Annotated in this window: 22 protein-coding genes; 12 read left to right on the top strand and 10 right to left on the bottom strand. The window is 51.5% G+C overall.

The features are described 5' to 3' along the window. The first annotated feature begins 41 nt into the window (after positions 1–41). The 4 genes from hflK (at position 42) to JFY74_03245 (ending at position 4022) form a co-directional block, all read left to right on the top strand. A complete protein-coding gene (gene hflK, locus JFY74_03230; protein ID QQG29091.1) occupies positions 42–1301 on the top strand; it encodes an FtsH protease activity modulator HflK in 1260 nt (419 codons plus the stop codon). Between the two features lie 3 nt (positions 1302–1304). After that, on the top strand, positions 1305–2300 hold the full coding sequence (gene hflC / locus JFY74_03235; GenBank protein ID QQG29092.1) for a protease modulator HflC: 996 nt from the start codon (positions 1305–1307) through the stop codon (positions 2298–2300). 123 nt (positions 2301–2423) lie between these two features. Next, the gene (locus tag JFY74_03240; protein QQG29093.1) at positions 2424–2624 is read left to right on the top strand and encodes a DUF2065 domain-containing protein; all 201 of its coding nucleotides are present in this window, start codon (positions 2424–2426) and stop codon (positions 2622–2624) included. Between the two features lie 99 nt (positions 2625–2723). Then, entirely contained in the window at positions 2724–4022 is a 1299-nt protein-coding gene (locus JFY74_03245) for an adenylosuccinate synthase (protein ID QQG29094.1), read from the top strand. Positions 4023–4132: 110 nt separating this feature from the next. On the opposite strand, the gene mpl is transcribed toward JFY74_03245, so the two are convergent. After that, complete coding sequence (mpl, locus tag JFY74_03250; protein ID QQG29095.1) at positions 4133–5518, bottom strand: UDP-N-acetylmuramate:L-alanyl-gamma-D-glutamyl-meso-diaminopimelate ligase; 1386 nt, start codon at positions 5516–5518, stop codon at positions 4133–4135. A 169-nt stretch (positions 5519–5687) separates the two neighbouring features. Between mpl and fbp the strand changes: the two genes are divergently transcribed. Continuing rightward, positions 5688–6692, top strand: a complete 1005-nt coding sequence (gene fbp, locus JFY74_03255; GenBank protein QQG29096.1) for a class 1 fructose-bisphosphatase — start codon at positions 5688–5690, stop codon at positions 6690–6692. 322 nt (positions 6693–7014) lie between these two features. Here fbp and ruvX read toward each other — a convergent pair whose 3' ends face one another. The 7 genes from ruvX to metK form a co-directional block, all read right to left on the bottom strand. After that, positions 7015–7434 carry a Holliday junction resolvase RuvX gene (gene ruvX, locus JFY74_03260; protein ID QQG29097.1) on the bottom strand — a complete coding sequence of 140 codons (420 nt, stop codon included), beginning with the start codon at positions 7432–7434 and terminating at the stop codon, positions 7015–7017. Then, positions 7434–7997 (bottom strand): YqgE/AlgH family protein, encoded by a 564-nt coding sequence (locus tag JFY74_03265; GenBank protein QQG29098.1) that lies wholly within the window; start codon positions 7995–7997, stop codon positions 7434–7436. The genes ruvX and JFY74_03265 overlap by 1 nt, the downstream gene beginning before the upstream one ends. Positions 7998–8080: 83 nt before the next feature. Continuing rightward, a complete protein-coding gene (gene gshB, locus JFY74_03270; GenBank protein QQG29099.1) occupies positions 8081–9040 on the bottom strand; it encodes a glutathione synthase in 960 nt (319 codons plus the stop codon). Between the two features lie 11 nt (positions 9041–9051). Beyond that, complete coding sequence (gene rsmE, locus JFY74_03275; GenBank protein QQG29100.1) at positions 9052–9786, bottom strand: 16S rRNA (uracil(1498)-N(3))-methyltransferase; 735 nt, start codon at positions 9784–9786, stop codon at positions 9052–9054. A 117-nt stretch (positions 9787–9903) separates the two neighbouring features. Continuing rightward, positions 9904–10602: a deoxyribonuclease I gene (endA, locus tag JFY74_03280; GenBank protein QQG29101.1), complete on the bottom strand. Its 699-nt coding sequence runs from the start codon at positions 10600–10602 to the stop codon at positions 9904–9906. 96 nt (positions 10603–10698) lie between these two features. Beyond that, positions 10699–11211 (bottom strand): SprT family zinc-dependent metalloprotease, encoded by a 513-nt coding sequence (locus JFY74_03285; protein ID QQG29102.1) that lies wholly within the window; start codon positions 11209–11211, stop codon positions 10699–10701. Between the two features lie 122 nt (positions 11212–11333). Beyond that, positions 11334–12485 carry a methionine adenosyltransferase gene (gene metK / locus JFY74_03290; protein QQG29103.1) on the bottom strand — a complete coding sequence of 384 codons (1152 nt, stop codon included), beginning with the start codon at positions 12483–12485 and terminating at the stop codon, positions 11334–11336. A 709-nt stretch (positions 12486–13194) separates the two neighbouring features. Between metK and speA the strand changes: the two genes are divergently transcribed. Next, complete coding sequence (speA, locus tag JFY74_03295; protein ID QQG29104.1) at positions 13195–15177, top strand: biosynthetic arginine decarboxylase; 1983 nt, start codon at positions 13195–13197, stop codon at positions 15175–15177. Between the two features lie 58 nt (positions 15178–15235). Here the strand turns inward: speA and JFY74_03300 are convergent, their stop codons facing one another. Together JFY74_03300 and JFY74_03305 are read right to left on the bottom strand one after the other, a co-directional pair. Next, complete coding sequence (locus tag JFY74_03300) at positions 15236–15781, bottom strand: LuxR family transcriptional regulator (GenBank protein ID QQG30435.1); 546 nt, start codon at positions 15779–15781, stop codon at positions 15236–15238. 679 nt (positions 15782–16460) lie between these two features. Continuing rightward, positions 16461–17213, bottom strand: a complete 753-nt coding sequence (locus JFY74_03305) for a M48 family metallopeptidase (GenBank protein QQG29105.1) — start codon at positions 17211–17213, stop codon at positions 16461–16463. A gap of 412 nt (positions 17214–17625) precedes the next feature. Here JFY74_03305 and tkt point away from each other — a divergent pair, with 412 nt between their 5' ends. From tkt to argO, 6 genes are all read left to right on the top strand, one after another. Then, positions 17626–19620, top strand: coding sequence for a transketolase (gene tkt, locus JFY74_03310; GenBank protein ID QQG29106.1), 1995 nt, complete (start codon positions 17626–17628; stop codon positions 19618–19620). A 314-nt stretch (positions 19621–19934) separates the two neighbouring features. Continuing rightward, positions 19935–20951, top strand: a complete 1017-nt coding sequence (epd, locus tag JFY74_03315; GenBank protein QQG29107.1) for an erythrose-4-phosphate dehydrogenase — start codon at positions 19935–19937, stop codon at positions 20949–20951. Positions 20952–21023: 72 nt separating this feature from the next. Then, the gene (gene pgk / locus JFY74_03320; GenBank protein QQG29108.1) at positions 21024–22187 is read left to right on the top strand and encodes a phosphoglycerate kinase; all 1164 of its coding nucleotides are present in this window, start codon (positions 21024–21026) and stop codon (positions 22185–22187) included. Between the two features lie 137 nt (positions 22188–22324). Then, positions 22325–23401 (top strand): class II fructose-bisphosphate aldolase, encoded by a 1077-nt coding sequence (fbaA, locus tag JFY74_03325; protein ID QQG29109.1) that lies wholly within the window; start codon positions 22325–22327, stop codon positions 23399–23401. A gap of 331 nt (positions 23402–23732) precedes the next feature. Further along, positions 23733–24593, top strand: coding sequence for a small-conductance mechanosensitive channel MscS (gene mscS / locus JFY74_03330; protein ID QQG29110.1), 861 nt, complete (start codon positions 23733–23735; stop codon positions 24591–24593). A 220-nt stretch (positions 24594–24813) separates the two neighbouring features. Beyond that, positions 24814–25428 carry an arginine exporter ArgO gene (gene argO / locus JFY74_03335; protein ID QQG29111.1) on the top strand — a complete coding sequence of 205 codons (615 nt, stop codon included), beginning with the start codon at positions 24814–24816 and terminating at the stop codon, positions 25426–25428. Positions 25429–25481: the final 53 nt, after the last annotated feature.

Genomic DNA, 25481 nt, shown 5'->3' on the forward strand with positions numbered 1-25481 from the left:
TGAACCTGAAGAACACCTATCATAAAGAATGGAGCTAAAACATGGCGTGGAATCAGCCCGGTAATAACGGACAAGACCGCGACCCGTGGGGGAGCAGCAGCAATAATGGCGGCAACTCTGGCGGAAATAATAATAAAGGTGGCCGAGAGCAGGCGCCACCGGATCTGGACGACATCTTCCGTAAGCTGAGCAAAAAGCTCAGCGATCTGGGTGGCGGCAAAGGTTCAGGCTCAAGCAACAGCGGAAATTCTGGCGGCCCAGCACTGGGTGGTCGGATCGTCGGTATCGCTGCCGTCGCTGCGGTTGTCATCTGGGCTGCTACTGGTTTCTACACCATTAAAGAAGCGGAACGCGGTGTCGTCACGCGCTTTGGTAAATTCAGCCACTTGGTCGGACCCGGTCTTAACTGGAAACCGACCTTCATCGACTCAGTTCGCGCGGTGAACGTTGAATCGGTGCGTGAATTGGCGACGTCGGGCGTGATGTTGACGTCAGATGAAAACGTCGTGCGCGTTGAAATGAACGTGCAGTATCGTGTCACGCAACCAGAACAATATCTGTTCAGTGTCACCAATGCTGATGACAGCCTGCGTCAGGCAACTGACAGCGCGCTGCGCGGTGTTATTGGTAAGTACACGATGGACAAAATTTTGACGGAAGGCCGTACCATTGTGCGTACGGATACTCAGCGTGTACTGGAAGAAACCGTTCGTCCGTACAACATGGGGATCACGCTGCTGGACGTCAACTTCCAGACCGCGCGTCCGCCGGAAGAAGTGAAGGCCGCGTTTGATGATGCGATTGCCGCGCGTGAAAACGAACAGCAGTATATTCGTGAAGCGGAAGCGTACGCGAACGAAGTGCAACCGCGTGCCAACGGTCAGGCTCAGCGTATTCTGGAAGAGTCCCGCGCTTATAAAACCCGTACTGTTCTGGAAGCTCAGGGTGAAGTTGCCCGTTTTGCCAGAGTCTTACCGGAATATAAAGCGGCCCCTGAAATCACCCGCGAGCGTTTGTATATCGAAACCATGGAACGCGTGCTGAGTCATACCCGTAAAGTTCTGGTCAATGACAAGGGGGGCAACCTGATGGTGCTGCCGTTGGATCAGATGCTGCGTGGACAAGGCAGTGACAATACGCAAAGCAATAACAGCAGCAGCGCTAGCCCACTGCGTTTGCCTGGCAACAGCAGCGGTGCGACGAATAGCAACCAGACGCGCAGCAGTAACAATGGAAATATCATGGATCAGCGCAGAGCAAATGCGCAGCGTGATGACTTCACTCGAGTAGGGAGAGAATAATCGATGCGTAAGCCCTTACTATTTATCCTGATCCTGGTACTGATGGTGGTCTATGCGTCACTGTTTGTGGTGCAGGAAGGCCAGCGCGGCATCGTGATGCGTTTTGGCAAAGTATTGCGTGATGATGACAACAAACCGCTGATTTATGCGCCGGGATTGCAGTTCAAGATTCCGTTTATCGACTCAGTGAAAATGCTGGATGCGCGTATCCAGACCATGGAAAACCAGGCTGACCGCTTTATCACTAAAGAGCAGAAAGACCTGATTGTCGATTCTTACCTCAAATGGCGTATCAGCGATTTCAGCCGCTATTATCTGGCAACGGGCGGTGGTGACATCTCTCAGGCTGAAGTACTGCTGAAACGTAAATTCAGTGACCGTCTGCGTTCCGAGATTGGTCGTCTGGATGTAAAAGGCATCGTTACCGACTCACGTGGTCAACTGATGTCCGACGTGCGTGAAGCGCTGAATACGGGTACCGGTGAAACGACCGAGGCCGATAATGCGATTGCTTCTGCTGCTGCACGTGTCGAGAAAGAGACGGCGAGCAACGAGCCTCACATCAACCCTAACAGCATGGCTGCGCTGGGTATTGAGGTTATCGATGTGCGAATTAAGCAAATCAACCTGCCAACTGAAGTGTCTGACGCTATTTACCAACGTATGCGTGCAGAGCGTGAAGCGGTAGCGCGTCGCCACCGTTCACAAGGTCAGGAAGAAGCTGAAAAGCTGAAAGCGACGGCAGACTATGAAGTTACCCGTACGCTGGCTGAAGCTGAGCGTCAAGGGCGTATTACCCGTGGTGAAGGGGATGCCGAAGCGGCGAAACTGTTCGCTAACGCATTCAGTGAAGATCCTGACTTCTACTCTTTCGTTCGTAGCCTGCGTGCTTACGAAAGCAGCTTCAGTAATAATCAGGACGTCATGGTTCTCAGCCCGGATAGTGACTTCTTCCGCTACATGAAGTCACCGGACAGCAGCATGGCACCACGCCGCTGATAGTCATTAACTCGTCTCATCAAGCCCGGGTTCTTTCTCCGGGCTTTTTTTTGCCATTTTCTGGCAGAGATATGTCTAAGGGTTTGCTCCTGCTTGTATTCGAAGTGGGAAAAGGGGGGGGTTATGAATTCAACGATTTGGCTGGCGCTTGGGCTAGTTTTGGTACTCGAAGGATTGGGGCCGTTACTGTTTCCTCGACTCTGGCGACGTATGATTTTGGGAATAGCGCAGTTGCCGGATACTATTTTGCGCCGTTTTGGCGGCGGAATAGTTGTTGCAGGGTGCGTGATCTACTACATGTTGCGTAGCCGGATGGGTGGCTAAAATTAAGCAGAAAAATGTGCGCAACCGTGTGCTAAAAGTACTGAAAGCATCCAAATGAGATGGTAGAATCCTTTTTTAAGCAACCTGGTGATTCTTGAAATGGGTAAGAACGTCGTCGTACTGGGCACCCAATGGGGTGACGAAGGTAAAGGCAAGGTCGTTGACCTGCTGACTGAACGGGCTAAATATGTTGTGCGCTATCAGGGCGGACACAACGCTGGCCACACGCTGGTTATCAACGGTGAAAAAACCGTCCTTCATTTAATTCCTTCTGGCATTCTGCGTGAAAATGTTGTCAGCATCATCGGTAACGGTGTTGTGCTGGCGCCTGACGCATTGATGAAAGAAATGACGGAGCTTGAAGCGCGTGGCGTCCCGGTACGCGAGCGTCTGCTGCTTTCTGAAGCCTGTCCGTTAATCCTGCCTTATCACGTCGCGCTGGATAACGCGCGTGAAAAAGCGCGTGGTGCGAAAGCAATTGGTACGACTGGCCGCGGTATCGGTCCTGCGTATGAAGATAAAGTGGCTCGCCGTGGCCTGCGCGTTGGCGATCTGTTTGATAAAGAAACTTTTGCTGTCAAACTGAAAGAGATCGTTGAATACCACAACTTCCAGTTGGTTAACTACTATAAAGCGGATGCAGTCGACTACCAGAAAGTGTTGGATGACGTGCTGGCGATTGCCGATATTCTGACCGCAATGGTCGTTGATGTTTCCGATCTGCTGTACAAAGCGCACCTGCGTGGCGATTTCGTCATGTTTGAAGGCGCTCAGGGTACGCTACTGGATATCGACCACGGTACTTATCCATACGTGACCTCCTCAAACACCACTGCGGGCGGCGTTGCTACCGGCTCTGGTCTGGGTCCACGCTATGTAGATTACGTACTGGGTATTGTTAAAGCTTACTCTACCCGTGTAGGTGCAGGTCCATTCCCGACTGAACTGTTTGAAGACGTGGGCGAGCATCTGTCTCAAAAAGGTAACGAGTTTGGCGCGACAACGGGTCGTCGTCGTCGTACTGGCTGGCTGGATGCGGTTGCCGTACGTCGTGCAGTACAGATCAACTCGCTGTCTGGTTTCTGCCTGACTAAGCTGGATGTTCTGGACGGCCTGAAAGAAATTAAAATCTGCGTAGGCTATCGTTTGCCGAATGGCAGTGAAGTGGATACCACTCCGCTGGCTGCTGAAGGCTGGGAAGGTCTTGAGCCGATTTACGAAACGATGCCGGGCTGGTCTGAAAGCACGTTTGGTGTGAAAGATCACAGCAAACTGCCGCAGGCTGCGCTGAACTACATCAAACGTATCGAAGAAATCACGGGTGTGCCGATTGATATTATTTCTACCGGCCCAGATCGTAGCGAAACGATGGTGTTGCGCGATCCGTTCGACGCTTGATTTTGCCACCCTTAATGGGTGATGCGAATATGAAAAAGGACGGGATTCCCGTCCTTTTTGCTATTTATTGTATAACCGCCGTGGTGTGAACAGCGACGGTTTGCCACACGTTACTCTTGAGCGTCTTTCGCCTTCTGCGCTTTCTTTTTCAGACCATTCAACAGCTTATTGTGGATGTTGCTGAACCCGCCGTTGCTCATCACCAAAATATGGTCGCCAGGCTGCGCGGTCTTGACGATATTTTCTACCAGCGTGTCAATATCCGCGCTCCAGTGAGCGGGTTGGACGCAGGCTTCCGCGACTTCTACGACCTGCCACGGAATATGTGCGGGCTGGAATAGGAAAACTTCATCGGCGCGACCTAATGACGGCGCCAGTTCATTTTTGCACATCCCCAATTTCATGGTGTTCGAACGAGGTTCAAGTACTGCCAGAATACGAGCCGTGCCGCCAACCTTGCTACGTAGCGCCGATAGCGTCGCCAGAATTGCAGTTGGGTGATGCGCAAAATCGTCATAAACCGTGACGCCATGCTCCGTACCGCGTAATTCAAGGCGACGGCGTGCGTTGATAAATCCGCCCAGCGCGCGGCAGGCATCAGCGGGTAACACGCCGACGTGGTGTGCGGCAGCGATAGCCATCAGCCCGTTGTGCATGTTGTGTTCGCCCACCAGTTTCCAGTGGACTTCACCGACGAGTTCATTATTCAGGTAAACCTGATATTGGCTGGCATCGATCGCGACCTTTTGTGCACGCCACACGCCTTCTTCGCCAACCAACTCTTGTTCACTCCAGCATCCCATTCCCATCACCTGTTTGAGGCTAAGGTCATTGGTTGGCAGGATGATCTTCCCACTGCCCGGCACCAGTCGTACAAGATGATGGAACTGTTTCTGAATGGCTTTCAGATCGTCAAAGATGTCGGCGTGATCGAACTCAAGATTGTTGAGCACCAGCGTTCTTGGGCAGTAGTGTACGAATTTGGAACGCTTGTCGAAGAATGCACAGTCGTATTCGTCGGCTTCGATCACCATGAACGGGCTGTCGCCCAGTCGTGCGGAAACGGTGAAGTTGCCGGGAACGCCGCCGATGACAAAACCGGGCTGGTAGCCGCAATCTTCCAGAATCCAGGTGACCATCCCCGCCGTGGTGGTTTTACCATGCGTTCCCGCGACGGCAATCACCCAGCGATCGCGTAGCACATAATCATGCAGCCACTGTGGACCGGAAACATAAGGTAATCCCTGCTCCAGTACGGCTTCGACGCACGGGTTGCCACGTGTCATCGCATTACCGATGATGACTAAATCAGGGGCGGGGTTAAGCTGTGCCGGATCGTATCCCTGAATCAGCGTGATTCCCTGCTTTTCAAGTAAGGTACTCATGGGGGGATAAACATTTGCATCTGAGCCTGTGACGTCATGCCCCAGTGAACGAGCAAGCAGGGCAAGGCCACCCATAAAGGTGCCACAGATACCTAAAATATGAATACGCATACATTTTCCATCTTCACAGTGAGTCTGCGCCACATTCTAACGCTATGAATCCGCCATAAGAAATGGATTTGACTAGGTACTCACTTTCTCTTTGGGCTACACTGCATGCGCAAACGTTGGCGGTGCAGAAATGAAACCGCTTTTCATCCGTAGATTCTGGAATAGTGTTATGAAAACGTTAGGCGAATTTATCGTCGAAAAACAGCACGATTTCTCTCACGCCACAGGTGAGCTTACCGCGCTGCTGTCTGCTATTAAACTGGGTGCCAAGATTATTCACCGTGATATCAACAAAGCGGGTTTGGTTGATATCCTGGGAGCCAGCGGTATTTCTAATGTTCAGGGCGAAGTGCAGATGAAGCTCGATCTGTATGCCAATGAGAAACTGAAAGCGGCATTAAAAGCGCGTGGTGAAGTGGCAGGTATCGCCTCCGAAGAAGAAGACGAAATTGTTATCTTTGAAGGTGATAAGGCGGAAAATGCCAAGTATGTGGTTCTGATGGATCCGCTGGACGGCTCATCGAATATTGATGTGAACGTCTCCGTCGGTACGATTTTCTCTATTTATCGCCGTATTACGCCGCTGGGAACGTCAGTCACGGAAGCTGACTTCTTACAGCCGGGTAGTCAGCAGGTTGCTGCGGGCTACATCGTTTACGGTTCTTCTACCATGCTGGTGTACACCACGGGTCACGGCGTTCACGCCTTTACCTACGATCCGTCGCTCGGTGTATTCTGTCTCTCGCATGAAAAAGTTTGCTTCCCGGAAAAAGGGAATATGTATTCCATCAACGAAGGGAACTACATCAAGTTTCCTGTCGGCGTGAAGAAATACATCAAATACTGTCAGGAGCAGGATGAAGAGACGCAGCGTCCTTATACGTCGCGTTACATCGGTTCACTGGTTGCGGATTTCCACCGTAATCTCCTGAAAGGCGGGATTTACCTGTACCCGAGCACGGCGAGCTATCCGAAAGGCAAACTGCGTTTGCTATACGAGTGCAACCCGATGGCGTTTCTGGCGGAGCAGGCGGGCGGCAAGGCCAGCGACGGTAAAAACCGTATTCTGGATATCACGCCAGAGAAACTGCATCAGCGTTCACCGTTCTTCGTAGGAACAGAATCCATGGTTGATGACGTCGAACGTTTCATCCGTGAATTCCCAGATGCCTAATTAACATCTATATACCCTAAATAATTCAAATTTCAGGCAGGCGGCAAGGGAAGGACAAATTCGTCGGGAACGAATTTGTCCAGCCAAAGGCTGGCCTCCGGTGAGAGACAGGATGTCTCTCATTTCATCCCGATGAGCTTACATAGGTAAGTGATTCGGGTGACAAATCTGCCTGGAGTAGATTTGAACGCTGCTTGCAGCGGCCCTTTAGGGCGAGGCCCACGACGGGCCGAGTATTTGAGCGCAGCCAACGCACATGCAATTTGAAGTATGACAGGTATAGTCCCGTGTGGTCGGATCCTCGGCTACACGGGATTGTCTTTTAAAGCTGTGCGTCGAACCAGCTTTCCAGAATAATCACGGCAGAAGCCGCGTCTACGCTACCTTTATCCAGCGCTTTAAAGCCACCGCGTTCGAAGAGATCGGCTCGCGCTTCCACTGTACTCAAGCGTTCATCGTGTAGCTCAATAGCGATGCCAAAACGGCCATGCAGCCGGTTAGCGAACTTCCGTGCCCGTGCTGTCAGCGGTTGCTCGGTGCCATCCATGTTGAGCGGCAGGCCGACGACGACCAGATCGGGCTGCCATTCTGACAACAGCTTCTCCACTTTTTGCCAGTCGGGTATCCCTTCCTGCGCCTTGAATGATGTCAGTGCGCGTGCCGTACCGGTAATCTCCTGACCGATAGCGACACCGATACTTTTTGTACCAAAATCAAAGGCAAGAATGGTTCTGCTACTCATCAGGCATGTCCTGCTTCGGTGGAGATATTATGAATATCGATGCCCAACTTCCTGGCCGCCGCTCGCCAGCGTTCGGCAATTGGCGTATGGAACAGAATGTCTTGATCGGCTGGCGTCGTCAGCCAGGCATTATCCAGCAGTTCTTCTTCCAACTGGCCGTTCTCCCAGGCGGAATAGCCTAATGCGACCAGCGTATTTTTCGGCTGCTGGGGTGTGCCTAACGTTTCCAGCACGTCTTTTGACGTGGTGATCATAGTGTCTTCAGAAATACTGATGCTGGAACCAAAACCGGAGCAGGGCGTATGCAGGATAAAGCCACGGTCGTCCGCCAGTGGGCCGCCCACAAAGACGGGTTTATCCAATCGGATGGCGGGATCGCGCGGCGTTGGGTCTATTTTTAGCTTTTTCAGCACATTTTCCACGGAAAACTGATCCATCGGTTTGTTGATGATCAGCCCCATGGCTCCGTCTTCATTATGTTCGCAGATATAGACCACCGAACGTTTAAATACAGAGTCCTGTAGTGCTGGCATAGCAATGAGGAAGTGATGCTGTAAATTCATTGTGTATTTTAATCGATATCCGTCAGCGTTGGAGAAACGGCCCGTATTGCGCGGGCCGGGTGGCGTGTCAGGTGTCTCTGGTCTTAGCGAGTACGTGCAGCCAGACGTTTTTCAATGGCGTCCATCAGCATGCCAGTGATGGAAACATCTGGGTAAGCCGCTTCGATTTCACGCACGCAGGTTGGGCTGGTGACGTTAATTTCTGTCAGGCGGTCACCGATAATATCCAGACCGACGAAAATCAGGCCTTTGGCTTTTAGCGTTGGTGCGACGTCACGGGCGATTTTCCAGTCGCTTTCGGTCAGCGGACGCGCTTCGCCGCGCCCACCGGCTGCCAGATTGCCGCGTGTCTCACCGCTTTTCGGGATACGCGCTAGGCAGTAAGGCACGGGTTCGCCATCAACCACCAGTACGCGTTTGTCGCCATCTTTAATTGCAGGCAGATAGTTTTGCGCCATGCAGTAGCGGGTCGCGTGTTCGGTCAGCGTTTCGATAATGACCGAGACGTTGGCATCATCCTGCTTCAAACGGAAAATAGACGCACCGCCCATGCCGTCGAGTGGTTTGAGAATGACGTCGCCGTGTTTTTCATGGAACTGACGCAGTTTGTCTGCACGACGCGTAACGAGCGTATCAGGGGTTAGATGCGGGAACCAGGCGGTGAACAGCTTCTCATTGCAATCACGCAGGCTCTGCGGCTTGTTGACGATGAGCGTGCCTTTCTCTTCCGCACGTTCAAGGATATAGGTGGCGTAGATGAATTCCGTATCGAACGGTGGATCTTTACGCATTAGCACCACATCCAACTCTTCCAGCGCAATATCCTGTTCACCGGAGAAATCGTACCAGCCGTCGTAATCGTACTGGACGCTCAGGCGACGCGTTGTTGCACGCGCGACGCCCGCATGCATATAGAGATCGTTCATCTCCATATAATGCAGTTCCCAACCACGGCGCTGTGCTTCCAGCAGCATGGCAAAGCTGGTGTCTTTCTTGATATTGATGGTGTCAATCGGGTCCATCACGATACCGAGTTTGATCATTCTTTTCTCCTTTACCCCAAATCGCCGAAACGTACCTGTAAGGCGGTCATGGCGGTGAGTGCAGTGGTTTCTGTGCGCAAAACGCGTGGCCCCAACAGGATATCAGTGAATCCGTGTTCTGAGGTCATGGTAATTTCACCGGCGGTGAGTCCGCCTTCCGGGCCAATCAGTAGCCTGACCCGAGCGACCGGCAGTGGTAACGTATTGATACTCTGTGTGGCGCGTGGGTGCAGATTCAATTTCAACGCGTCGTCTTGTTCCGCACACCAGGCTTCCAGCGTCATCGCTGGTCGTACCAGCGGCACACAATTGCGGCCGGACTGTTCACAGGCGGCGACCGCAATTTTCTGCCACTGGCTAATTTTTTTCTCCATACGCTCGGCATCCAGTTTGACGCCACAGCGTTCAGAAAGCAGTGGGGTAATCACATTGACGCCCAGCTCGATGGATTTCTGAATGGTAAATTCCATCTTCTCGCCGCGAGACATCACCTGTCCCAGATGTAAATGTAGGGGCGATTCTTTATCTTCCAACTTACCTGCTGTGAAGCGAACGCGCACACTCTTTTTGCCAGCCGCGATGATTTCTGCATCAAAGACATGATTGCTGCCATCAAACAGCTGCAATGACTGACCCGTCGTCATGCGTAACACGCGACCCACGTGATTGGCGGCATCGTCACTCAGTTCGGCTTCACCGCCGTTAAGGGAGAGTGTTTCGGGATGAAAAATGCGTGGTACTCGCATGCTGAATTAAGACCTTTGAATAAAATAGAGCGGCGCAGAAACGCCAGAAATAGGCAAAACCACCGTCATCTGACGGCGGTTACGCTGGAAACCGATTCGCTATAGTAGGTAGAGGAACTAGCGCTGGCAAGCCTGTTGAACGTAGGGATTCGGGTTTCCCTGTTTTGCGGCGATGCGCTGATTGCGGGTACATTCCCACTGGGTGACCGGGTATTGCTTATCCCAGGCTTCGAACAGCTGGGTTTGCTGGCTGGAAAGGCGTAACTGATAGCGGTCACGCATGTAGAAATAGGTGCGAGCGATCTGGCCGCGAGCGCGAGTGGGCGGTTCTGCCAGATTATTTTTGAAGTCGACCTTCATCTCGCATTGACCATATTGGGATGCACCACCGTTCCATTGTCCATACATGGCATTGCCGCGATCGCCGTTGACCTCGCCGATAGCGGGTTGCAGGTTATGCAAATCGGTTTCCATCTCACGGTAGACAGGGTCGCTGTTACAGTTCTTTCTGCCGCCGTCTTGCCAGCACTGGCGCTGGTGGCCGAACTGCCAGGCGGGCACAACATGCTCCCACTCGATGCGGCTGGCACGCTGTTCATTTTTCCTGACCTGATAACCGCAGGATTCAAGATCGGGCGTACCTTTCTTGCCCTGCCACGTAATCTTACAGCCGCAGTAGAACGAGCCCGGCGCATCGCGATTAATGTCGACAGCGGCGGCTTTTGCCTGCGAAAAATTATTGATGTTTTGACCCAGCGCGGTAGCCGAAAACAGACCCGCGCCCACGGCGGCGATAGCGAGAATTTTGCGTAGCATATTCCAAATAATCCACAGGCTGTAAAGTTGGCAGACTACCGGATGTCTCGTCGGCAGGCAAATGCAAAAGCAGTTTTTAAAACTGGAAATTCCCTTTTAAATAGAATTTTTTACATCATGACGTAAGATTTTCCCGCAACGACGACAGCGATATTCTGTTTCGCCGCGCAGCACCCGATTGTGCCGACGGATCGTCAACTCATGCCGTTGGCAATCACACAGGTAAGTGAAAGTTTTCCCCTGTACGGATTGTACCGCAAACCGATGCGTGCGTTTTGCCGGGACGCACAGCACGTTTTCCATCATCCAGCGCCATTCCTTGCCATGCGGTGCGACACGGCCAAAACGCGCATAGACCAGCAGATGAGCCAGTTCATGGGGAACCACTTCATCGATAAAAGTCTGCTGGTTTTCCTGCAACAAGACGGGATTTAGCCGAATTTCCCAGTGTTGCAGCCAGGCCGTTCCTGCTGTAGCGCCGCGCTGCTGGTAATTCACCGTTGGTTCAGTGTAGCTCGTTTTCAAAGTGAAGTTGGCCTGCTGCAATTTATCACGCAGGCAGCACATCACAGCCTGGTGGCTGGCAATCGGGATTCGGGGTGTGTTCATTTTGTGAGAATAAAGTGAGTGGCAGACAGACGCAATAGGGAACCTGAAGCGAAATATTCAGGGAGCTAGAATGAAAAACGGCGAATTTTCATTCGCCGTTTGGTATTTATTGAGTCGCCAGATTACAGACCCGCAGCTTCGCGCAGCTGTACGGCTTTGTCGGTTTTTTCCCACGGGAAATGCTCGCGGCCAAAGTGACCGTAGGCTGCCGTTTCCTGATAAATCGGGTGCAGCAGATCCAGCATCTGGATTAAGCCGTAAGGGCGCAGATCGAAGAATTCACGCACCAGCAGCGTCAACTGCTCGGTTGACACTTTCTCTGTACCGAAGGTTTCGATCATGATAGAGGTTGGTTCCGCCACGCCGATGGCGTAGGACACCTGAATTTCGCAGCGATCGGCCAGGCCAGCCGCGACGATATTCTTGGCAACATAGCGTGCAGCATAGGCAGCAGAACGGTCTACTTTAGACGGATCCTTACCGGAGAACGCCCCGCCACCGTGACGCGCCGCGCCGCCGTAGGTATCAACGATGATTTTACGACCGGTCAGACCGCAGTCACCCATTGGGCCGCCGATAACAAAGCGTCCGGTTGGGTTGATGAAATATTTGGTATTGGCAGACAGCCATTCTGCAGGCAGAACCGGTTTGATGATCTCTTCCATCACCGCTTCATGCAGATCTTTCTGGCTGATGTCTTCTGAATGCTGGGTAGACAGTACCACGGCATCAATGCCGGCAATCTTGCCATCGTCGTACAGGAACGTAACCTGGCTTTTTGCATCCGGGCGCAGCCACGGCAGAGAACCGCTTTTGCGGACTTCTGACTGGCGCTGAACCAGACGGTGTGCATAAGTCACGGGAGCAGGCATCAGGACGTCGGTTTCGTTGGTCGCGTAACCGAACATCAAACCCTGATCGCCCGCACCTTGTTCCAGCGGATCGCGGCGGTCAACGCCCTGATTGATGTCAGGAGACTGTTTACCAATCGCGCTCAGTACGGCGCAAGAGTTGGCATCAAAGCCCATTTCGGAATTGACATAACCGATATCACGCACGGTACGGCGGGTAATTTCTTCGATGTCGACCCAGGCGCTGGTGGTAATTTCACCACCGACTAACACCATGCCGGTCTTTACATAAGTCTCACAAGCGACACGCGCTTTTGGGTCTTGCTCCAGAATGGCGTCGAGAACCGCATCAGAAATCTGGTCAGCAATTTTATCAGGATGTCCTTCAGAGACTGACTCGGACGTAAAAAGGTGTTTAGCCATGAGTTTCTTTACCTTCAAATCAAAGCCGTTAAGCAGTGTATCAGTTAATCGGTATAGACGGATTAACATCTGGATGGCTATTCTAGGTCACCTTTTGGTCTCAGTGCCAGTAGTTTTTCGCATTAGCGAACCATCGTCCTTTTATCATCGGCCGTTTTTTCTTTTACAAGAGATGACTAGCGGTAATTTTCATTTTGCTTTTCCAGCAGCATGTAGGTATAAACGGCGAGCGGTGATGCAACCCGCGACATCTTGAATTTTTTATTGATAGCTGACCGCATAGCCTGCGGCGCACGTGGAGGTGGTAGGATTAATGATCCGTTGTTTACTGAGTATATTGCGTTCGCAATATGTCCCTTTTGACGCTACCGCGTCCGCGACTCAACCCTTCTTTTCCGTTTCTCGACGTAGCCTGTCTTTAAATTCGACACAGGACTCCAGGGCTGGTTAACCTGCCTGTTATTCTTTCCGCCAGAAGCGTTTAACGCTTTTCTGGTCACGTTCGCCCGGTGATTTTCACAACGAGTTTTATCGACCCGTAACACGGAGCCTGACAACGTGTTTTACACTAATAAGAGTAATAAAGTGACGGCATACTTCACTACGCCAGTTTTTTCACTGTCGATGCCGCATGTTGCAGGTATGCTCATGTGGGCTGTTTATTCAGGTACTGATGTGATCCGCAGTCCAGAAAAAGAAGAGGTTCGTTATGTCTGACGACATGATTCATCACGGCTCGTCAGCGACGGGTAAACATGAAAATTTGCGCTCTATGCAGGAGGTTGCCATGAATGACCGTAATGCCAGCGAAATGCTTCGTACTTACAATATTGCCTGGTGGGGCAATAATTACTATGACGTCAATGAACTCGGCCACATTAGCGTGTGTCCGGATCCTGACGTACCAGAAGCTCGCGTCGATCTGGCCAGATTGGTCAAAGATATGCAGAAAGAGAACCATCAGCGCCTTCCTGCGCTGTTCTGCTTTCCGCAAATCCTTCAGCATCGCCTGCGTTCTATTAACGCTGCGTTTAAACAGGCTCGCGAATCGTTTGGCTATGAAGGCGGGTATTTTCTGGTTTATCCGATCAAGGTTAACCAGCATCGCCGCGTCATTGAGTCACTGGCTAATTCCGGTGAGCCGTTGGGCCTGGAAGCCGGTTCAAAAGCGGAGCTGATGGCAGTACTGGGCCACGCTGGCATGACCCGCACGGTAATTGTGTGTAACGGCTACAAAGACCGTGAATACATCCGTCTGGCACTCATCGGCGAAAAGCTGGGCCACAAAGTTTATCTGGTCATCGAGAAGATGTCCGAAATCCGTCTGGTGCTGGAAGAAGCTGAGCGCTTGAATGTAGTGCCACGCCTTGGTGTCCGTGCGCGTCTGGCTTCTCAGGGATCGGGCAAGTGGCAATCCAGCGGCGGCGAAAAATCCAAGTTTGGTCTGGCGGCGGTCCAGGTGCTGCAACTGGTTGAGATACTGCGTGAAGCGGGGCGGTTGGATAGCCTGCAACTGCTGCATTTCCATCTGGGATCGCAACTGGCGAATATCCGTGATATCGCGACGGGCGTGCGTGAATCTGCGCGCTTCTATGTCGAACTGCATAAGTTGGGCGTAAATATCCAGTGCTTCGACGTCGGTGGTGGGTTGGGCGTGGATTATGAAGGCACGCGCTCTCAGTCCGATTGTTCAGTGAACTATGGCCTGAACGAATACGCCAACAACGTGATTTGGGGCATCGGTGATGCCTGTAACGAGAACGGGTTGCCACATCCGACGGTTATCACCGAATCTGGCCGAGCGGTAACCGCGCACCATACCGTGTTGGTTTCCAATATTATCGGGGTTGAACGCAACGAGTTCAGTGAACCTACAGAGCCAGAAGAAGACGCTCCGCGTGCGCTGGAGAGCCTGTGGTCAACCTGGAAAGAAATTAAACAGCCGGGAAAACGCCGTTCGCTGCGCGAATGGCTGCACGACAGCCAGATGGACTTGCACGATGTGCATACCCAGTACACGCACGGTATGTTGGATCTGACACAACGGGCGAAAGCAGAGCAGCTTTATCTGAGCATTTGCCAGATGATTCAGGAGCAGTTGGATCCGAGCAATCGTGCGCACCGACCGGTGATTGATGAGTTACAGGAGCGGATGGCTGACAAACTGTATGTCAACTTCTCGTTGTTCCAGTCCATGCCGGACGCATGGGGGATCGATCAACTGTTCCCTGTAATGCCGTTGGAAGGGCTGAACAAACCGCCTGAGCGCCGTGCTGTCGTGCTCGACATCACCTGTGATTCTGATGGTACGATCGATCATTATGTTGACGGTGACGGGATCGCGACGACGATGCCAATGCCGCCTTACGATCCAGAAAATCCGCCCTTGTTGGGCTTTTTTATGGTCGGCGCCTATCAGGAAATTCTGGGGAATATGCATAACCTGTTTGGCGATACGTCGACCGTTGACGTGTTTGTCTTCCAGGATGGCACCGTTGAGATTGAAGAATCTGACGAAGGGAATACGGTTGCCGACATGCTGGAGTATGTGCAGCTTGACCCCAAAGTGCTGATGACCCGTTTCCGCGATCAGGTAAAAGAAACCGATCTGGATGCTGAACTTCAGGCACAATTCTTGGAAGAGTTTGAAACAGGGCTGTACGGCTATACTTATTTGGAAGATGAAGAGTAAGCGTTGCTGACTGAGTAAAAAGGGATGCGAGTGAGCATCCCTTTTTTTCGTCTATCGCTCAGATAAGCGAATGACTCATATTGATATCGGTTGCTGGTTTGGGAAGGGAATCAAATTCTTCAATGACGCTGTCTTTGAAGATAATTTTAGCAATAAGCAGTAAAGAATTTTTATCCTGAACACCATATTTATTCAGTAATCGTGATTTACTGTTCAGTACGGATTTCTTATTTAATCCGATGAGATCGGCAATCGATTCCGCTGTGTAGCCCGCACACCAATACTGGAATACAGCATATTCAGATTTTGACAGCCTGACGGGACTGAATAAACGGCGATCGTGGAGATGAACGAAATCGAGTAATTTATAAAAAGAATCGATGGCTGCTGATTTGGAAATAAGAATCGTTTTTTCGTCAATGCACACGGGAGGGTGATTGGGGGAATTATTGATGATAACGAACGATGACGCCATATTATAAAAGTGAGTTCTTATCGACTCATAGTATTCCTCAAAGCCCTCGCTGCTACCGTCAATGATGAAAATACATTTTTTCTTCCCTTGTTGCAGCGTAAACCTGTTGACGGGCTTTATCGAGAGCATAGGGATACTAGATAGGATTTCCCGTAATCCCACCGTGGTAAAATTGCATTTACTGAAAATTCTCACATCCATGATTTTTAACACATATGAGTTTATTGTCTGAAAGTGGCCACAAACCAATAATTGCTGCTGATGTTATCCAGTTATTAAGAAACCGAGATCCTGAAATGCCTTTAAATCGCTAAAAGGTGGAATCTCTAGAGAAACCAGTGGAGGCGACAATAGGCTTTATCATATATCTATATGATAAAACTGGAAAAAATTTTTATTAGTTTAACATAGTATGCTTGATTTATTGGTTTATTTCTATCTTTAAATACATGGGGTTACCCATTCTTTATACTTATTGCGGTATGTGCCTGCGTTAATCGTGGCTACCTGTTTTCCCCTATGTTGCAGTATTCGTTCACTGCTGCTTTCCTGCATCTGGAAATCTGCTAAGTATCGTTTCTTAAAAAGAGAACGAAGAAGTAATATGATTGAAAATAGCTATCTATTTATTATTTATTAATTCTTAAATCCTATCATCATGATGATGGCGCGATTAAAAGATAGCGGTTACATACCAGCTTACAGCGAATATGGCGGGGATGATAGTGGTCGGATGACTAGGGGGCAATTGAGATTTTTTCAATTGCCCCCACAGCGTGCATGCTTTGCGAGTAATCAATGTGAGGGATTACTTCTCGGCAGCAATGCGTCCACGAATGTGTTTGGCGCGCCCTTCCGATGAAGGATGGGAATCAAATATGCTACTCTCATAGCCTGCATCAAGTTTGGCGAGTTTCTCAAAGCTGCTTGCCAGACCTTCCCGACTGATATCGCGTTTTTTCAACAAATCAAAGGAGTAGTCGTCCGCCTGCGTTTCCTGAGTTTGAGAGAACTGGGAATTCACCAGTTTTTCTCCCAGCTCGGCTAGCTGAGATTGTGAAAGAGACGCCGCCACGCCGCCAACAGAGGTGATTGCGGTACGTGCGGCTGTCGTCGCATAGGCAACCTGTATGGCTTTACGGGTGTGTCCTAGTGCAACGTGACCCATTTCGTGGCCGAGAACGCCTTCTACTTCGTTGTCGTTCATCATGTCCATCAGGCCGCTGTATACCCGGATGCAGCCGTTAGCCATGGCCCAGGCGTTAACATCTTTTGCCAGGTACACCTTATAGTTCGCAGGAGTACCGTTGATATCGTGACCCAGCGCATCCGCAATTTTATTCAGACGCTGCGTGTATTTACTGTCAGCAGGGGCAATTTTTGCCTCTTTGTCCATTTGCTCACAGGACTGATCGCTAAGGGCTTTCACCTGGGCATCGCTGAGCGTCGCCGCCTGAAACGCCTGTGCGCCAGATTGCATTAAGGTATTGGTGTTTAAGTTCTGGCAGCCAGTCAGCAAGGTTGCGACACACAGTGCCAGCACAGAAGAACGAATTGCCATAAAAATCATCTCCCTAAAATTGTGTTTGTTTTTTTAATATGAAAGAAAATCGGCTATAAAATATCCGAAAACGGCATTGAGAAATAGATCGAAAAATCTGACTTGCTCTTTTCCCGATAGCCTACAGGCGGTGAATTTTATTTTTAGTGCGCTCCAAAAAGGCACGATGGATAAAGGTGAACCCACTGAAAAACAGTGCTTATGGCGCTGTAATCAACTGCATAATTGGCAAAAGAACCGCCATTGATTCGTCAGCCGATAAATCCCTGTTTTTTGCTCACGGTTCCATGTGCATTCCCGCTGCTTTTCATGTACATTTGTAATCATATTTACTTTGTCATTCTTGTTTAACTTATTGATTTTAATCAGTTATATGAGGAAGGCAGTCGTTCAATCCGATCTGGAGTCAAGCATGTCCTCTCGTAAAGAACTTGCCAATGCTATCCGCGCGCTGAGCATGGATGGGGTGCAGAAAGCCAAATCCGGTCACCCGGGCGCACCGATGGGCATGGCCGATATCGCCGAAGTGCTGTGGCGCGATTATCTTAACCATAATCCGGCCAACCCTAACTGGGCCAACCGTGACCGCTTCGTGCTGTCCAACGGCCACGCGTCCATGCTGATTTACAGCCTGCTGCATCTCTCCGGCTACGACCTGCCGATTGAAGAACTGAAAAACTTCCGTCAGCTGCATTCCAAAACTCCGGGTCACCCTGAATACGGCTACACCGCCGGCGTTGAAACCACCACCGGCCCGCTGGGTCAGGGTGTTGCCAACGCCGTGGGTATGGCGATTGCCGAGCGCACGCTGGCGGCGCAGTTCAACCGTCCGGGCCACGAGATTGTTAACCATCACACCTATACCTTCCTCGGTGACGGCTGCATGATGGAAGGGATTTCTCACGAAGTCTGCTCGCTGGCAGGCACCATGAAGCTCGGCAAACTGACTGCGTTTTATGATGACAACGGCATCTCTATCGACGGTCACGTTGAAGGCTGGTTTACCGACGATACCGCTGCCCGTTTTGAAGCCTACGGCTGGCACGTGGTGCGTGGCGTAGACGGTCACGATGCGGACGCCATCAAACGCGCCATCGGCGAAGCCCAGCTTGTCACTGACAAGCCATCGCTGCTGATGTGCAAAACCGTGATTGGTTTCGGTTCTCCGAACAAGGCCGGTACGCACGATTCCCACGGTGCACCGCTGGGTGAGGCGGAAGTGGCTGCTTCCCGCGAACAGCTGGGCTGGACGCACGTGCCATTTGATATCCCAGCTGACATTTATGCGGCCTGGGACGCGAAACCGGCCGGTCAGCGTAAGGAAGCGGCCTGGGATGAGGCGTTTGCCGCCTACGCCAGCGCGTACCCTGAGCTGGCTGCCGAATTCACACGCCGCACCGGCGGTGAATTGCCGACCAACTGGCAGGCAGACGCACAGAAATTTATCGACGATTTGCAGGCGAATCCGGCGAAAATCGCCAGTCGTAAAGCCTCACAGAACGCGCTGGAAGCCTACGGCAAACTGCTGCCGGAATTCCTGGGCGGCTCTGCTGACCTGGCACCGAGCAACCTGACCATCTGGTCCGGCTCGGTTTCACTGGATAAAGACCACGCGGGTAACTACCTCCACTACGGCGTGCGTGAATTCGGCATGACGGCAATTGCCAACGGGATTGCGCTGCACGGGGGCTTTGTACCGTACACCGCAACCTTCCTGATGTTTGTGGAATATGCGCGTAATGCCGTGCGTATGGCCGCGCTGATGAAAATCCGCAGCATCTACGTTTACACCCACGACTCCATCGGTCTGGGCGAAGACGGCCCGACACACCAGCCGGTTGAACAACTGGCAAGCCTGCGTGTGACGCCGAATATGAGCAACTGGCGTCCGGCGGATCAGGTGGAAACGGCGGTGGCGTGGAAATATGCCATTGAGCGTCAGGACGGCCCGACGTCGCTGATCCTGTCTCGTCAGAACCTGGCACAGCAGCCCCGTACCGCTGAACAGCTGGCGAACGTGGCGAAAGGCGGTTACGTGCTGAAAGACAGCGATGGCCAACCTGAGCTGATCCTGATTGCCACCGGTTCTGAAGTTGAACTGGCTGTCGGCGCGTATGACAAACTGACCGCCGCAGGCCGCAAGGTACGCGTGGTGTCCATGCCGTCAACGGATGCATTCGACAAGCAGGATGCAGCCTACCGTGAAGCGGTTCTGCCGAAAGCGGTAGCGGCGCGCGTAGCGATTGAAGCGGGTATCGCAGACTACTGGTTCAAGTACGTCGGCCTGAACGGCGCGATTGTCGGCATGACAAGCTTCGGCGAATCTGCACCGGCTGAGCTGTTGTTCGAAGCATTCGGCTTCACGGTCGATAACGTCGTCGAAAAAGCGCAGGCGCTGCTGAAGTAATCACGCCGCGTTAATCTCGATATGAAAAGCCGTCAGCGAGCGCTGGCGGTTTTTTTTCACCTTTAATTTAACCCACCTCTCAATGCGTTTTGTCTGCCCCTCGATCGCGGCTTTTTCATTTTTATGACGCAGGTCACTCTTCTTACGTGTGCCAGACGAGAATATTTCTTTTATGCGTTAATTCGTTTATGCTAGCTGAAGCGTTTCAGTTGTTGTGCTGACGGCGTTTCTCTAGGGGTTCTCTGGTGTCTAAGAAGGGTATATCCTATGTGCTGGGTAACCCTGCTATGACATAAGGAATCACAAGGAACGCCATGACGATCCGTATTGCGATAAACGGTTTTGGCCGCATAGGCCGCAGTGTTTTACGTGCGTTGTATGAATCAGGTCGCCGAGCCGAGATTACCGTTGTGGCTATTAACGAGCTGGCGAGCGCGGAAGGCATGGCGCATTTGCTCAAGTACGACTCCAGTCACGGCCGTTTTTCGTGGGATGTGCGTCAAGAGTGCGACCAGCTTTATGTCGGTGATGACTGTATTCGTCTGTTGCATCAGGTAGAGATTCAGCAATTGCCCTGGCGAGAACTCGGTGTAGACATTGTGCTGGATTGCAGCGGCGTCTACGGTAGCCGGGAAGATGGGGAAGCCCATCTGGCGGCAGGCGCGAAGAAGGTGCTGTTTTCTCACCCGGGAACGACGGATTTGGATGCCACGGTGGTGTTTGGCGTTAATCACCATCAGTTGGAAAGCGGGCATCGCATTGTTTCCAATGCGTCCTGCACGACCAACTGCATTATCCCGGTAATCAAACTGTTGGATGATGCCTTTGGTATCGAGAATGGGACGGTGACGACGATTCACTCGTCGATGAACGATCAACCGGTGATCGATGCTTATCATCACGATCTGCGGCGTACACGAGCCGCTAGCCAGTCGATCATTCCGGTAGATACTAAACTGTCTGCGGGGATCACTCGTATTTTTCCGCAGTTTGTCGATCGCTTTGAGGCGATATCGGTGCGAGTACCGACGATTAACGTCACGGCAATTGACCTGAGCGTTAGCGTCAGGAAAGCCGTAAATGTGAATGAAATTAACGCACTATTGCAAAAATCAGCGCATGAGTCGTTTCGTGGTATAGTTGATTACACTGAATTGCCGTTAGTGTCGGCTGATTTTAACCACGATCCGCACAGTGCCATTGTCGACGGCACGCAGACACGGGTCAGTGGTCAGCATCTGATTAAAACATTGGTCTGGTGCGATAACGAATGGGGCTTTGCCAACCGGATGTTGGATACAACACGGGCGATGGCGGCCAGCGGTTTCTAGTACGACGGTGGCGATCTGGGGTCGCTATCTCGCTCAAGCAACTTTAAAAGAGAATCAACAAGAGGATTCACCATGTCTGTAATTAAGATGACCGATCTGGATCTGGCTGGTAAACGTGTTCTTATTCGTGCGGATCTGAACGTACCAGTAAAAGAAGGGAAAGTGACGTCTGATGCGCGCATCCGTGCCTCTCTGCCGACCATCGAAATCGCGCTGAAACAAGGCGCTCGCGTTATGGTCACTTCCCATCTGGGACGCCCGACCGAAGGCGAGTACAACGAAGAGTTTTCTCTGCTGCCTGTCGTTGACTACCTGAAAGAGAAACTGTCTTCTCCTGTACGTCTGGCGAAAGATTACCTGGATGGTGTTGATGTCGCCGAAGGCGAGCTGGTTGTACTGGAAAACGTCCGCTTTAACAAAGGCGAGAAAAAAGACGACGAAGTCCTGTCCAAAAAATACGCGGCGCTGTGTGATGTGTTCGTAATGGACGCATTCGGTACGGCACACCGTGCGCAGGCTTCAACTCACGGCGTGGGTAAATTTGCCACTATCGCCTGTGCGGGCCCGCTGCTGTCTGGTGAGCTGGAAGCGCTGGGTAAAGCCTTGAGCGAACCAGCCCGTCCGATGGTCGCTATCGTTGGTGGTTCTAAAGTTTCTACCAAGCTGACCGTACTGGATTCCCTGTCTAAAATCGCCGATCAACTGATCGTCGGTGGCGGTATCGCCAACACCTTCGTTGCCGCACAAGGCCACAACGTGGGTAAATCCCTGTACGAAGCTGACCTGATTCCTGAAGCGAAAAAGCTGCTGGAAACCTGTGATATTCCAGTACCGAGCGATGTGCGTGTTGCGTCAGAATTCTCTGAAACTGCAGCTGCAACGCTGAAGTCTGTTACAGCAATCAAAGACGAAGAGCAGATTCTGGATCTGGGTGATGTATCCGCCGAGCGTCTGGCTGAAATTCTGAAGAATGCCAAGACCATCCTGTGGAATGGCCCGGTTGGCGTCTTTGAATTCCCTAATTTCCGTAAAGGAACCGAGACCATCGCTCGTGCTATCGCAGATAGCGACGCGTTCTCTATTGCAGGTGGCGGCGATACGCTGGCTGCGATCGATCTGTTTGGTATTGCAGATAAAATCTCCTACATTTCTACCGGTGGTGGCGCATTCCTCGAATTTGTCGAAGGGAAAAAACTGCCAGCAGTGGTTATGCTGGAAGAACGTGCCAAGCAATAATTTAAGGTAAGGGGCGCTTTTCCTCTTTCCTGTGGTTGTCTCGATATGTGATGTTCGCAATATCGTGTCGAGACAACCTGTCGATTTAACATCGATTTCTCTAACCCCTCCACGGCCAACGAAACGGGACACGTAACATGTCTAAAATTTTTGATTTCGTAAAACCCGGTGTCATCACTGGTGATGACGTTCAGAAAGTTTTCGCAGTAGCAAAAGAAAACAAATTCGCTTTGCCAGCAGTGAACTGTGTCGGTAGCGACTCAATCAATGCTGTGCTGGAAGCCGCAGCCAAAGTGCGTGCGCCGGTCATCGTTCAGTTCTCTAACGGCGGTGCAGCATTCATCGCCGGTAAAGGCCTGAAAGCAGAAGGTCAGCAGGCGGCAATTTTGGGTGCGATTTCTGGCGCTCATCATGTGCATCAAATGGCTGAACACTATGGCGTGCCGGTGATTCTGCATACAGACCACTGCGCGAAGAAATTGCTGCCGTGGATCGATGGCCTGCTGGATGCGGGTGAAAAACACTTTGCTGCTACCGGCAAACCGCTGTTCTCTTCTCACATGATCGACCTGTCTGAAGAGTCTCTGGAAGAGAACATCGAGATCTGCTCTAAGTATTTGGCGCGTATGGCCAAAATCGACATGACCCTGGAAATCGAACTGGGTTGTACTGGTGGTGAAGAAGACGGTGTGGATAACAGCCACATGGATGCTTCTGCGCTGTACACCCAGCCAGAAGATGTTGACTACGCGTACACCAAACTGAACGCGATCAGCCCACGTTTCACTATCGCTGCTTCTTTCGGTAACGTGCATGGCGTCTACAAGCCAGGTAACGTGAAGCTGACCCCGACTATCCTGCGTGATTCTCAGGAATATGTTTCCAAGAAACATAACCTGCCGCACAACAGCCTGGACTTCGTGTTCCACGGTGGTTCTGGTTCCAGCGCTCAGGAAATCAAAGATTCAGTTAGCTACGGCGTAGTGAAAATGAACATCGATACCGATACCCAGTGGGCAACGTGGGAAGGTATCCTGAAATACTACAAAGAAAACGAAGCGTATCTGCAAGGCCAATTGGGTAACCCGAAAGGCGAAGATCAGCCGAACAAGAAATACTATGACCCGCGTGTGTGGCTGCGTTCCGCTCAGGCGAGCATGGTGACTCGTTTGGAACAAGCTTTCAAAGAGCTTAATGCTGTTGATGTGCTGTAAGTCAGACGACGTATACCCTAAATAATTCGAGTTGCAGGACAAAACGTTAGCTTTTTGAACAACGCAAAGCGTTGGCCCGCAAGGGCGAGGCGCATTTATGTGCCTCGTAACGCGGCGACGCAGTGAGTCCCCTGGAGCTTACATCAGTAAGTGACTGGGGGGAGCGAGGAAAGCCAACGTACATGCAGCTTGAAGTATGACGGGTATAAACATGATTTGATGCTAAGGCTCCTACGGGAGCCTTAATTTTTGGGGCTTTTGGGACTCAATGTTGCGGTTTCAGTTATGGACGTTATGCTTTCCCAGTGATTAAGAAAACAGGAGCGTTCAAATGGAAGAACTTAATACGGGGTTGGATCAGGCAGGGGACTGGTTGGTGACACACCAGAACTTGTTTTTGCAGTATGCCGTGAATATCGTCGCAGCATTAGTGATCCTCATCGTTGGTCTGGTGATCGCTCGGATCGTCTCCGGTACCATCAATAAACTGATGATTAACCGTTCTATCGATTCAACCGTGGCTGATTTCCTGTCTGCGCTGGTGCGCTATGGCATTATCGCGTTCACGCTGATTGCGGTATTGAGCCGGGTTGGCGTACAGACTGCATCGGTGATTGCGGTATTGGGTGCCGCGGGTTTGGCTGTCGGTCTGGCATTACAGGGGTCGTTAGCCAACTTTGCTGCGGGCGTCTTGCTGGTGATTTTCCGGCCTTTCCGTACCGGCGAATGGGTGGATTTGGGCGGCGTGTCTGGCTCGGTTACGCAGGTACAGATCTTCTCGACGACGCTGCGCACGTCTGACGGCAAAATCATCGTAGTCCCGAACGGCAAGATCATTGCTGGCAACATCATCAACAGCTCTCGTGAACCGGATCGTCGTACCGAAATTATTGTCGGTGTAGCCTACGATGCTGATATCGACGTGGTGAAAAAGCTGTTAGGCGATATTGTTGCTGCAGATGATCGAATCCAGCACGACAAGGGTGTCACGATTCGCCTGAATGAAATGGCAGCGTCATCGCTGAATTTTGTGGTGCGGGTGTGGACAACCAATGGAAACGCGCAGATGGTGTATTGGGACCTGCTGGAAAGCTTTAAACGTGTGTTGGATGAACACCGTATTGGCATTCCTTATCCGCAGATGGATGTGCACCTGCATAACGTACCATCCGAAGCGAAACAGCCAGAGTGAACGCGCTGACATAATCCGCTAAATATGCACCATGTTTGTAGTAGCAATGTTCTGATATCGGCATGGTGCATCGTCAGAAATCGTCCTCTCATCTAGCGTTTACTTCCTCTCATTTCAGCGCATTAGCGTGGCTAATGTAGCGTTAGAATATTCAATTTCACTTATCTAATCGGCTTCCATAAACTCCCCGCGACAACAATAAACGGCGTAGGAGAGAAGTATGTGGGCGGTCTATTTACAGGGCGTTCTGTTAGGGGCGGCGATGATTCTTCCCCTTGGGCCACAGAATGCGTTTGTGATGAATCAGGGAATTCGCCGGCAGTATCACCTGATGGTGGCACTGCTATGTGCCTTGAGCGATATGGTGCTGATTGCAGCCGGTATTTTTGGCGGCAGCGCGTTACTTAGTCAGTCCTCATTGCTGTTGGGGGCGGTGACCTGGGGCGGCGTTGCGTTTCTGCTCTGGTTCGGCTGGGGAGCCATGAAAACGGCCTTCAGCAAGAATATTGCGCTGGCCAGCGCGGAAGTGATGAAACAAAGCCGCTGGCGCATTATTGCGACCATGCTGGCGGTGACCTGGCTTAACCCGCATGTCTATCTGGATACCTTTGTGGTGCTCGGGAGTCTGGGAAGCCAGTTTGCGGACGATGCCCGAAGCTGGTTCGCGCTGGGGACGATGACGGCTTCCTTCACTTGGTTCTTTGCACTGGCGCTATTGGCCGCCTGGCTGGCGCCGTGGCTGAATACGCCGCGGGTACAGCGGGTCATCAACTTTTTTGTCGGCGTAGTGATGTGGGGCATTGCCTTGCAGTTGGCGCGTCACGGCTGGCAATAAATGACGTCACCTTACGCTACGTTTCAGAAATTCACCTATATTGTGTGGAGTTG

Origin of the sequence: Pectobacterium carotovorum (assembly GCA_016415585.1) — a bacterium.
Lineage (GTDB): Bacteria > Pseudomonadota > Gammaproteobacteria > Enterobacterales > Enterobacteriaceae > Pectobacterium > Pectobacterium carotovorum_K.